An 11,546-nucleotide genomic window follows, 5' to 3' on the forward strand; every position below is an offset into this window, starting at 1 on the left:
AATTTGGAGACAAAGATAATAATTTATAAATTTACCCCTCAGGTTTTTACATTGACCCATTCCGTTTCTACCGCTAATCACTATACCTTATTATATATAATTATTCATCGTATATTCATCAGATTAATTCCCGAATTAAGGTGCTAAATGAATGATTAAAAACGTTTAAAATCAGTATTTTATATCCTATTCCCACTTTCGTATTTCATATATTCTTCGTACCTTTACAGAGTATTAAAAGGTATAGTAAATCCTTTAATCAGTGAACAATTTAATCTTTTTACAAAAGAAAGTAACATAGCTGTAAAACAAATAAGAGAGACATCTGTTATTTATTGTAGAATCATTAGACGACATGAAAACAACTGTAAAGACATTCTGGATATGCATGCTACTGATGTTGACTTGCAGCATTAGCGGTAAAGCCATTGACCTGGTGCAGGTGGATGACAGAATGGCCGGAACTGCTGAAGTTTCCGCTTCTTTATCTTCATGTTCTTCTACTTCCGACAATAGTATTGACAAGAAGAATTCATTGTTCACGAATACCAAGTTCGCATGGACTACGGATGTCGAACTGGGAAACAAACCGGTTTCCGAAACTTACTCTTCTCATCAACAGCGTTTGCGCAGGGTGATTGAAGACAATCTTTTCCTCAGAAACATTCTTTTGATGTTATCCAACCACGAGAATCTACTCGTGCAAGGCCGCTCTAAATTATACTACTCAGATAAAGACCCGTACTATGCATTGACGGGCAGTGATTACTATATTTATACGCTTCGGCGGATTTTGATTTAGCCAACTTTTCTTCTTATTGATTTCCCCCTTTTTCTCCTTATTGTCTTGAAGAGACTGAAGGCAGGTGACCTTTAGTGTACATATATGTTAGTTAAGGTTGCAAGGATGATTACGCCCTATCGGTTCGTAAGCGGGAAGTCGTATCCCTATGCTTTATTTTCAAAACTCTATTTAAATACCAACAATTAAACTTTTCATCATGGAAACTACTCAAAAAAAAGCAGCCTCTTTTAAAGGCATCAGATCCGCCGGTTGGGTAATCGTAATCTGTTTTATCATCGCCGTGCTTATTTTTCACTTTGTGTTGGGAAATCCCTCCAACTTTATGAACAACGACCCGAACAACCATCCGTTGCCGGGTAACTTCCTCGGTACCATCTATAAAGGTGGATTCATTGTTCCTGTAATTCAAACGCTTTTGCTGACTGTCATCGCACTGAGTATTGAACGTTATATTGCCATTGGCGCTGCCTTTGGTAAGGGGTCATTGGTGAAATTCGTAGCTAACATCAAAGCAGCCTTGGCTGAAGGTGATATGAAGAAGGCACAACAAATCTGCGATTCACAACGTGGTTCTGTAGCCAATGTGGTAAATGCCACTTTGAAGAAGTATGCCGAGATGGAGAATGACACAGAGCTGTCCAAAGACCAGAAACTGCTTGCCATCCAGAAGGAATTGGAAGAAGCCACTGCGCTGGAACTGCCGATGATGGAGCAGAATCTTCCTATTATTGGTACCATCACGACTTTAGGTACATTGATGGGATTGCTCGGTACAGTTATCGGTATGATCCGTTCATTTGCCGCCCTTGCAGCCGGAGGTTCAGCCGACTCCATGGCTCTGTCGCAAGGTATTTCTGAGGCTTTGATTAATACTGCCTTCGGTATCTTGACCGGTGCATTGGCCGTTATCTCCTACAACTATTATACAAACAAGATTGACAAGTTGACTTACAGCCTCGATGAGGTTGGTTTCTCCATCGTGCAGACTTTTGCAGCTACCCATAAATAGTTGACTGCTGATAGTTGGAGCTGCGCTGTGACGTAGGCTTCTATTATCTATTCAACGAATGAATTCTCAATTTTAATTTTCAATGAAACGATTATGGGCAGAGCGAAAATAAAAAAGAAAAGTACGTTCATCGATATGACGGCGATGAGTGACGTAACTGTACTGCTGCTGACCTTCTTCATGCTGACTTCTACGTTCGTGAAGAAAGAGCCGGTACAAGTAACGACTCCCGCCTCTGTATCCGAGATTAAGATTCCGGAGACAAATGTACTCCAGATATTGGTCGATCCGAGCGGAAAAGTATTTATGAGTCTGGACAAGCAGTCCGACTTGCGCGAAGTGCTGGAAGCTATGGGGCAGGAGTATGGAGTGACTTTCACTCCGGAGGAAACTAAAAAATTCATGCTGGCGTCTACCTTTGGTGTGCCGATGAAGAGTATGAAGAAATACCTCGACTTGCCGCAAGACCAGCAAGATGCTGTATTGAAGAATGAGGGGATACCGACAGACAGTATTGACAATCAGTTCAAGGCCTGGGTACGCAACGCCCGTGCAGTGAACAGTGATTTGCGCATTGCCATCAAGGCAGATGCCAATACTCCTTATTCCGTAATAAAAAATGTGATGAACTCACTTCAGGACCTCAGAGAGAACCGGTACAACCTGATTACTTCTCTGAAGACCACAAGTGAAGAGTGACAAGCTACGAGTTACAAGTAGAACAAGAAAGGAAACATTATGGCTGAAATACAAGAAAGCGGCAACAAGAAAGGTGGAAAAAGCAAGCAGAAGAAAATGACTGTCAGGGTGGACTTTACACCTATGGTGGACATGAACATGTTGCTGATTACCTTCTTTATGCTTTGTACCTCACTGAGCAAACCTCAGACCATGGAGATAAGCATGCCGAGCAATGACAAGACCATCACCGAGGAGCAGCAGACCAAAGTCAAGGCTTCCCAAGCCATCACGCTGTTGCTGGGGGATGACAACAAGTTGTATTATTACGAAGGGGAACCTAACTACAAGGACTATACTTCACTGAAGGAAACTACCTATCAGGCGGATGGTCTGCGGGCAATGCTTCTGCAACGTAATAGAGTTGCTGTGAACGAGGTGAACAGACTGAAGCAGCAGAAACTGGATCTTAAGATATCAGAGGATGACTACCGGAAACAGCTTTCCGAAATAAAAAGTGGAAAGGATACGCCGACAGTCATCATCAAGGCTACCGACAAGTCTTCGTACAAGAATCTGATTGATGCTCTCGATGAAATGCAGATATGTAATATAGGTAAGTATGTGATAACGGATATTGCCGAAGCCGACGAGTTTTTGATGAAGAACTACGAAAGCAAGGGCGAATTGTCCCAGAACATTGCTGAATGATGTGTAACACCCAAAGAAAGGAAAGAATATGGCTAAAGTAGATTTAAGCTCCCAAGCATGGTGTGACCTCGTGTTCAGTGGTAAGAACAAAGCATATGGAGCCTATAAGATGCGTGAGACCTCTCCCAGACGGCACAACATTGCCGTGATACTGGTAATTGTAATTGCATTGATAGGTTTCAGTATCCCTACGCTGATAAAGATGGCTACCCCCAAACAGAAAGAGGTGATGACCGAAGTGACTACCCTTTCGCAGCTGGAAGAACCGGAAGTGAAGCAGGAAGAGATGAAGCGGATAGAGCCCGTGGCCCCACCGCCGCCTGCATTGAAAAGCTCCATTAAGTTTACCGCTCCCGTCATCAAAAAGGATGAGGAAGTGAGGGACGAGGATGAAATAAAAAGCCAGACAGAACTGACGGAAACGAAAGTTGCCATCTCCATTGCCGACGTGAAAGGTAATGACGAGGAACACGGCAAGGACATCGCCGACTTGAAACAAGTGGTGACGCAGGCCGAACCGGAACCTGAAAAGGTTTTCGATATGGTAGAGCAGATGCCCCAGTTCCCCGGTGGTCAGGCCGAGATGATGCAGTTCATCAGCAAGAATATGAAGTATCCGACCATTGCCCAGGAAAACGGTACGCAAGGGCGTGTAACCTGCCAGTTTGTGGTAGGTGCCGACGGCAAGGTGCGTGATGTGAAAGTGCTGAGAGGTGTAGACCCCTATCTGGATAAAGAAGCTGTCCGTGTGATTATGTCCATGCCCAAATGGATTCCCGGCAAGCAGAATGGTAAGGCCGTATCGGTGAAATATACGATACCGGTGATGTTTAGATTACAATAAGTGTGTGTGTTATGAAAACGGTGAAACAACTTCAGCTTTCAGGCTTGCTGGTGCTGCTGACTCTGCTGTCTGCCTGCCAAAGCAAGCCCAAGGACGGACAAACGGATACGTATACCTCCGGTGTGATTGCAATTGCTGCGGACGAAAGTTTCCAGCCTATTGTGCAGGAAGAAATTGACGTGTTCGAAGGACTGTTCCCCTTGGCAGGAATTGTGCCCCGTTATGTGACGGAAGTCGATGCCGTCAACCTCTTGCTCAAGGACAGTCTGCGGTTGGCAATAACCAGTCGCAGACTGACTCCCGAAGAGATGAATTCCTTCAATAGCCGGAAGTTTTTTCCGCAGGAGATAAAGATTGCTACGGACGGGCTGGCATTGATAACCCATCTTGGCAATCCAGATTCATTGATTAGTGTGAAGGACATCCGCCGCATCCTGACGGGTGATGCGAAGCAGTGGAAAGATATCTATCCGGCTTCCCGTCTGGGGGATATCAGTCTTGTGTTTGACAACAAGAACTCCAGTACCGTACGTTTTGCTGTCGATTCCATCTGTAAGGGTGTACCGCTTTCCAGTCAGTTGAAAGCGTTGAAAACCAATAGGGAGGTGATTGACTACGTGGCCCGCACGCCTGATGCCATCGGTATTATCGGCGTGAACTGGCTGAGCGACCGGAATGACAGTACGGGGCTCTCTTTCAGTAAAGAGGTGCGGCTGATGTCCGTCAGTGCTGCTGACAAGGCCATGCCGGACAACAGTTACAAACCCTATCAGGCGTATTTGTATTACGGTGATTATCCGTTGGCACGCAGCATCTATGCCTTGTTGAATGATCCGCGGAGCGCACTTCCGTGGGGATTTGCCTCTTTCCTCGCTTCCGACCGGGGACAGCGGATTATATTGAAGTCGGGATTGGTCCCCGCCACCCAACCGGTGCGCGTGGTGAACGTCAAGGATGAATAACTAAAATGAATGCTAACATGAAACGTAGATTTGTATTTTGTTTGGGAGCGATGCTGTTTGCAGGTACGCTCGCCGCACAAACGCCGGTGCCCGAATGGCAGGCGGGGGTGGATAAAGTAAAAAGTCTGATAAAGACGAATCCGGAGCAGGCTTCCGACGCAGCCGGAGAACTGCTGAAGGGCAAGAACAAGAAAAATGTGGAGCTTGTGACTTCCGTGGCCCGTGCCTATCTGGATGTAGGACAGCTGAAAGAGGCGGAAACCTATCTGGAGATGGCAAGAAAGGCCGACAACAAGGCTCCGGCAGTTTCTGTACTCGAGGGTGACATCGCTTTTGCCCGGAAAGATATCGGAAAGGCATGCCAGCTTTATGAGCAAGCCATCTATTTTGATTCGAATTATAAGGATGCGTATCTGAAATATGCGCAGGCATACAAGTCTGCCAGTCCTTCGCAGGCCATAGAGAAGCTGAACCAGCTGAAGGCCATAGCTCCGGATTGCCTGGAAGCAGACAAGGAGCTGGCGGAAGTGTATTACGCCACCAACCGTTTTGGCAAGGCTGCCGACACCTATGCCAAGTTCATCGATACTCCCGTGGCTACGGAAGATGACATCCTTAAATATGCTTTTGCACTATTCCTGAACCACGACTTCGAGAAATCCTTGGCGGTGGCGCAGAAAGGTTTGCAGAAGAATGCCCGCCATGCCGCATTCAACCGGCTTGTGATGTACAACAATGTCGACCTCAAGCGTTATGACGAGGCAGAGAAGGCTGCCGATGCTTTCTTCAATGCTTCGGATAATGCCGATTATTCATGCTTGGATTACCGCTATCACGGTGCTCTGTTGAGTGCTCTGAAGAAATATGACCAGGCCATTGAGGAATATGGTAAGGCATTGGAGAAGGATGAGAGTCAGGTGGATTTGTGGCGTGAGATTGCCGATGCTTATGAATTGAAAAACGACTATACCCAAGCCATTGCTGCTTATAAAAAGTACTATGACTCGCTGGCACAAGATAAAAAGACGTCCGAAAACTTATTCCAGTTAGGGCGTCTGTACTACGGAGAGGGTACGTCCTCGGACACTCTCTCCGTTCAGTCTGCCGACCGCATGGCGGCATTGCAGGCTGCCGACTCTGTGTTCGCACTTGTTGCCGAACAAGCTCCCGACAGTTATTTGGGAGATATGTGGCGCGCCCGCACACACTCTGCCATGGACCCCGAAACTACAGAGGGATTGGCGAAACCTTATTACGAGAAGGTGGTGGACGTACTGCTTGCCAAAAACGAACCGAGGTACAACTCTGCATTGATAGAGTGTTACAGTTATCTGGGCTACTACTATCTGTTGAAGAGTGACTATGCTACTTCGAAAGAGTACTGGAATAAAATTCTGGCTATCGACCCCACCAATGCCACAGCAAATAAGGCATTGGACGGCATCAAATAGCAATAATTTTAGTTGTTTGTCGTGTCGGGAGGAGTGGAGAGTGATTCTTAGCTCCTCCTTTTTTTTGAACCTTCGTACGTATTTCCTTTTTTCTCAAATCTCTTGTTATTCTAAAAAAAATGCCTATGTTTGCAGTGTACTATTATACTAATACACATAAACAATAAGAGATTTAATTCATCCAAGCGTATGTTACAAGTAGAAAACATTTCATTTAGTTATCGCAAGGGGCGGAAAGAAGTCCTGAGTGATTTTTCACTTTCGCTGGAAGCCGGCCGGGTTTACGGTCTGTTGGGTAAGAACGGAGCCGGCAAGTCTACGTTGCTCTATCTGATGAGCGGTTTGTTGGCTCCCAAACGTGGGAGAGTGATGTATCATGATACCGACATGCGCCGCCGGTTGCCCGTCACGTTGCAGGACATGTTTCTGGTACCCGAGGAGTTCGAGCTGCCTCCTATTTCCTTGGTCAGCTATATTGAACTGAACAGTAAGTTCTATCCCCGTTTCAGCAAGGAAGACATGGTGAAGTACCTACATTTCTTCGAGATGGATATGGATGCTGATTTGGGAGCCTTGTCCATGGGGCAGAAAAAGAAAATCTTCATGAGTTTTGCGCTGGCCACCAATACTTCCCTGCTGCTGATGGATGAGCCTACCAATGGACTGGATATTCCGGGAAAGAGCCAGTTCCGCAAATTTCTGGCTTCGGGTATGTCGGACGACAAGACGATTGTCATTTCCACCCATCAGGTGCGTGACATTGACAAAGTACTGGACCATGTGCTGATTATGGACAACAGCCGCGTATTGCTGGACGAATCCACTGCCAGCATTTGCAGTAAGCTGTTCTTCTTGGAGAGTGACGACCGGGAGTTGGCTGCGACTGCCTTGTACACGCTTCCCTCCGTACAAGGCAATTTCTTGATGCTGCCCAATACGGAAGGTGAGGAATCGGAGATTAATCTTGAACTGCTGTTTGGCGCCGTACTTGCAGAGCCTGGGAAGATAGCGGAAATGTTTCACACTAAAACAAATGAATAATGATACGCGATACCTTTTTTAGTTTGCATCGCTTTGTGAACGTATGCCGCAAAGAGATGGTGGAGAATTGGAAGACCTATATACTCCGCTCGGTGATGGTCTACGGAATGTTGGCCATAGTCTTTGTCTGGAATGGATACTATCAGTATCACAATCTGGAAGCGGGAGCTGTGGGCATGGACCCTATCTGGGAGTTTGAGTCCAGATTCTTTCTTTGGGGACTTGTCATTTGGGGATGCATTAGCGCCTCGTTTGCCATGGAAAGGATGAAAAGCAAGACGAGTCGTACCGTTGTGCTCATGACACCTGCCACCATGTTCGAGAAATTCTTTGCCCGCTGGCTGGTGGCTACCTGCGGCTTTATCTTGGTCTTTCTGATAGCTTTCAAGCTGGCGGACTTGACAAGAGTCATCTTCTATCTTCTGGCCTACCCGGAGCTGCATGTCGTTCACTCCTTTCCGTTGTGGGAATTCTGCTGTAACACGAACCGTTTCTATGAGACGATAGGAAGCGGACCGGCTGTGGTGGGGATATTCCTGAGCTGCTACTTTTTCCTACAGTCTTTCTTCCTGCTGGGCAGTACGGTCTGGCCCAAAAATGCACTTATCAAGACTTTTGCGGCCGGTGTCTGCATCTTCGTTTCATATATCCTGATAGCTGTATTGTACCTGAAGGCCATTCTGCCTAATAACTTCTTCATGACTGAGCCCTATATTGACAGGGAGGCATCGGGCGGCTGGCTGATTTTTATAACTTCGTTTTTCGCCCTTTTCAACTGGGTGCTTGCCTATTTCCGTTTCAAGGAGTCCGAAATCATTAATCGTTGGTAACTATGAACTTTAAGGAAAGTAAAGCCATCTACCTGCAAATAGCAGACCGCATTTGCGACGAGGTACTTCTCGGGCAATATCAGGAGGAAGAACGTATTCCTTCGGTACGGGAATATGCGGCTGTGGTAGAGGTCAACGCCAATACGGTGATGCGTTCGTACGACTACTTGCAGACGCAAGGAGTGATTTACAACAAGCGGGGTATCGGCTATTTTGTGTCGGTAGGTGCACGTAAGCTGATTCTTTCGTTGAGGAAAGAGTATTTTCTGAAGGAGGAAGTGGATTATTTCTTCAAGCAGATTTTCACGCTGGGCATCTCTGCCGAGGAGTTGTCCGGGATGTATCAGGAGTTTATCAAGAAACAAAAATAAAAGAAGACAGTTATGAAACGAACGACTTATATAATGATAGGAATGCTGGTTACCGGTGTGGCAATGGTATGCGGACTCATGTTCTATGTGGTGGACCGCAATGTCACTCAGAAAGATAATTTTATGGAAATCGGCGGAGAACGGAAAACGGTGCAGCTGCCCTCGTGCAGGGTGTTGAAGCTGACACAGCCTCCGGTGGTGTGGAAACAGAAAAAAGAAGGTATTGTGGAGGCAGAGCGTATGTTCTCGTTCGGGGAAGTGCCGTTGGAGGTAACTGCCGGAGACTCTTTGCAGCAGGGCAGTTTCTCCTATGCAGGGGATATGGAGGCTTTTATGTCGATGACTTCCGTTGGCGATACCCTGCTCGTCACCTTTGACTTTCCGGAGGATAAGCTGGAACAGCATCTTCAGAATGACATTTGGATAAGGGTTCGTTCAGAAGGGATGGAATTGCGGTTGCCTGCGGAGGTACAAGCGGTTGTGGTAGATGTGGAAGATATGGAAGCCAATTTCTACGGACTCCGTTGCGATACGCTCTCTTTCCGCACGCGATACCTTGCCCGGCTGGAAGATTGCCATGTCACTGCGCTTGCGGCGCAGGCGCAGAGCTTGCATCTCAACAGCGGCACAGTGCGCAACCTTTATCTGAATCTGGACGAGATAGCCGACTGGGATGTCAATACCGGTTCCTTCCATATCGATACGGAGCATCTGTCCGGCAGTCGCTATCATCGTTGTCTTTTGCAGAAGAATGAATGCCGCCGGGTGTTCTGGACACCGTTAAAGGATGATGCCTCTTTGAGTGTGGAGTTAAAACAAGCAGTTAAAATAGAAGTAGGTGAGTAGCCATAATACGAAATGACTTATCTTTGCACATGAATCAAAAAGTGTAGAGTATATGGCCTTGCAATTGGCATTCGTATTGGTAGCTATCATTATAGGCGCCCGCTTGGGCGGCATTGGACTGGGTGTAATGGGAGGGATAGGTCTGGCAATTCTGACGTTTGGTTTCGGATTGCAGCCTACATCACCTCCCATTGACGTTATGTTGATGATAGCCGCCGTCATTTCTGCCGCATCCTGCATGCAGGCGGCTGGCGGACTGGATTATATGGTAAAGCTGGCAGAACGGTTGTTGCGGAAGAATCCTTCGCAGGTCACCATCTTGAGCCCTATTGTGACCTATTTGTTTACTTTTGTTGCCGGCACGAGACATGTGGCATATTCGGTGCTTCCCGTGATTGCCGAGGTTGCCACGGAGACCAAGATTCGTCCCGAGAGGCCACTGGGCATTGCGGTGATTGCTTCGCAGCAGGCTATTACGGCAAGTCCCATTTCGGCTGCCACCGTCGCACTGCTTGGGTTGCTGGCGGGATTTGATGTCACCTTGTTCGATATTCTGAAAATAACGATTCCTGCTACCATTATCGGGGTACTTGTGGGCGCCTTGTTCTCCATGAAGGTGGGCAAGGAGCTGGCAGACGACCCGGAGTACAGAAAGAGGTTGACCGAAGGCTATCTTGATGTCAAGAAGGTGGAGATAAAGGATATACACAATAAACGGCATGCCGTCTTGTCCGTGCTTATCTTTATCCTTGCCACTGTTTTTATCGTGTTCTTTGGTTCGTTCGACAGTTTGCGTCCTGCCTTCGTGATAGACGGCGAGACGGTGAGACTCGGCATGTCCGCCATTATCGAAATCGTGATGCTCTCTGCCGCCGCCCTCATCTTGCTGCTGACTCGCACCGACGGCATGAAGGCAACGCAAGGTTCCGTCTTCCCGGCAGGCATGCAGGCGGTGATTGCCATATTCGGCATTGCCTGGATGGGAGATACTTTTCTTCAGGGAAACATGCTTCAGTTGACCCAGTCCATCGAGGGAGTGGTGAGGCAAATGCCGTGGCTGTTCGGGATAGCCTTGTTTGCCATGTCGATTCTGCTTTATAGCCAGGCCGCCACTGTGCGCGCACTGATGCCTTTGGGCATCGCTTTGGGCATTTCGCCTATGATACTGGTTGCTCTGTTCCCGGCCGTAAACGGTTACTTCTTTATTCCCAACTATCCCACCGTAGTAGCGGCCATTAATTTCGACCGTACCGGAACTACCCGTATCGGCAAGTATGTGCTGAATCACTCGTTCATGCTTCCCGGACTTGTTTCGACTGGCGTTGCCATCGGGCTGGGGTTGCTTTTCATCAGGATATTCTAAGGGAAACCGCTGCTTTCAATCCGTTGTATATAGGGCTTTGTTTACTTGTGTATAGGGGAGTGTTCCCTTTTACTCATTGCCTTATCAGCGCCTAATGGTCGTGCGGCGATCTGCTGACGGCTGTTAAGCGGGTTGTTGATGGCCGTTAGGCGATTGCATCATGGCCGTTGCATACTGTTGATTCCTTATGTCCGACGTAATAAATACCTTCATTCTCTGAATAAAGCACAGAGGAAAACAGTATTGAAGTCTTGGCTTTGTGTGGCTGTACGCATTTGTTCTGATTGCATTTGAAGGGGGAGGAGATGGAATTAATACCGTGTTTGCAGGATATTGATTTCGTGCAGGTACGATATAAATAAGATGTGATACAAGAAATTAATAACTTGTGTTACTTCATGTTAGCTTCTTGTGTGTCAGTATTTCTGTTTGTGAAACGGTGTGGAAGCAAATTTTGCTTCCACACTTTTGAGTTGCTTCCACCGCATCTGTAATGCCGATGAATAAAGGGATGTGGAGAGGAGGTGGAAGTGTGGAAGCAATTTGCACAAACATTATTTGCGCAAACATTTTTTTCGGGTCAATGTAAAAACCTGAGGGGTAAATTTATAAATTATTATCTTTGTCTCCAAATT

Annotated in this window: 12 protein-coding genes; all 12 read left to right on the forward strand. The window is 46.9% G+C overall.

Annotated features, from left to right (window positions below):
* Positions 1-355 precede the first annotated feature (355 nt).
* The 12 genes from DWY55_RS21080 (at position 356) to DWY55_RS21135 (ending at position 10,911) form a co-directional block, all read left to right on the forward strand.
* Positions 356-802 carry a hypothetical protein gene (locus tag DWY55_RS21080; protein ID WP_005828652.1) on the forward strand — a complete coding sequence of 149 codons (447 nt, stop codon included), beginning with the start codon at positions 356-358 and terminating at the stop codon, positions 800-802.
* A gap of 199 nt (positions 803-1,001) precedes the next feature.
* Positions 1,002-1,814: a MotA/TolQ/ExbB proton channel family protein gene (locus tag DWY55_RS21085; protein ID WP_005828650.1), complete on the forward strand. Its 813-nt coding sequence runs from the start codon at positions 1,002-1,004 to the stop codon at positions 1,812-1,814.
* A 93-nt stretch (positions 1,815-1,907) separates the two neighbouring features.
* Entirely contained in the window at positions 1,908-2,513 is a 606-nt protein-coding gene (locus tag DWY55_RS21090; RefSeq protein WP_005828648.1) for an ExbD/TolR family protein, read from the forward strand.
* A gap of 39 nt (positions 2,514-2,552) precedes the next feature.
* Positions 2,553-3,203 (forward strand): ExbD/TolR family protein, encoded by a 651-nt coding sequence (locus DWY55_RS21095; RefSeq protein ID WP_005828642.1) that lies wholly within the window; start codon positions 2,553-2,555, stop codon positions 3,201-3,203.
* Between the two features lie 28 nt (positions 3,204-3,231).
* Positions 3,232-4,047 (forward strand): energy transducer TonB, encoded by an 816-nt coding sequence (locus DWY55_RS21100; protein WP_005828639.1) that lies wholly within the window; start codon positions 3,232-3,234, stop codon positions 4,045-4,047.
* An 11-nt stretch (positions 4,048-4,058) separates the two neighbouring features.
* The gene (locus tag DWY55_RS21105; RefSeq protein WP_005828635.1) at positions 4,059-5,009 is read left to right on the forward strand and encodes a PstS family phosphate ABC transporter substrate-binding protein; all 951 of its coding nucleotides are present in this window, start codon (positions 4,059-4,061) and stop codon (positions 5,007-5,009) included.
* A gap of 5 nt (positions 5,010-5,014) precedes the next feature.
* Positions 5,015-6,460: a tetratricopeptide repeat protein gene (locus DWY55_RS21110; protein ID WP_009037282.1), complete on the forward strand. Its 1,446-nt coding sequence runs from the start codon at positions 5,015-5,017 to the stop codon at positions 6,458-6,460.
* A gap of 189 nt (positions 6,461-6,649) precedes the next feature.
* Entirely contained in the window at positions 6,650-7,501 is an 852-nt protein-coding gene (locus tag DWY55_RS21115) for an ATP-binding cassette domain-containing protein (protein ID WP_005828621.1), read from the forward strand.
* On the forward strand, positions 7,501-8,331 hold the full coding sequence (locus DWY55_RS21120) for a hypothetical protein (protein ID WP_120151839.1): 831 nt from the start codon (positions 7,501-7,503) through the stop codon (positions 8,329-8,331). The genes DWY55_RS21115 and DWY55_RS21120 overlap by 1 nt, the downstream gene beginning before the upstream one ends.
* 2 nt (positions 8,332-8,333) lie before the next feature.
* Positions 8,334-8,702 (forward strand): GntR family transcriptional regulator, encoded by a 369-nt coding sequence (locus tag DWY55_RS21125; RefSeq protein ID WP_005828614.1) that lies wholly within the window; start codon positions 8,334-8,336, stop codon positions 8,700-8,702.
* 12 nt (positions 8,703-8,714) lie between these two features.
* On the forward strand, positions 8,715-9,548 hold the full coding sequence (locus DWY55_RS21130; RefSeq protein WP_035450293.1) for a hypothetical protein: 834 nt from the start codon (positions 8,715-8,717) through the stop codon (positions 9,546-9,548).
* Positions 9,549-9,600: 52 nt separating this feature from the next.
* Positions 9,601-10,911 carry an anaerobic C4-dicarboxylate transporter family protein gene (locus tag DWY55_RS21135; RefSeq protein ID WP_120178374.1) on the forward strand — a complete coding sequence of 437 codons (1,311 nt, stop codon included), beginning with the start codon at positions 9,601-9,603 and terminating at the stop codon, positions 10,909-10,911.
* The last annotated feature ends 635 nt before the right edge of the window (positions 10,912-11,546 follow it).

This window comes from Bacteroides sp. AF25-38AC, from assembly GCF_003602995.1.
GTDB lineage: Bacteria > Bacteroidota > Bacteroidia > Bacteroidales > Bacteroidaceae > Bacteroides > Bacteroides uniformis.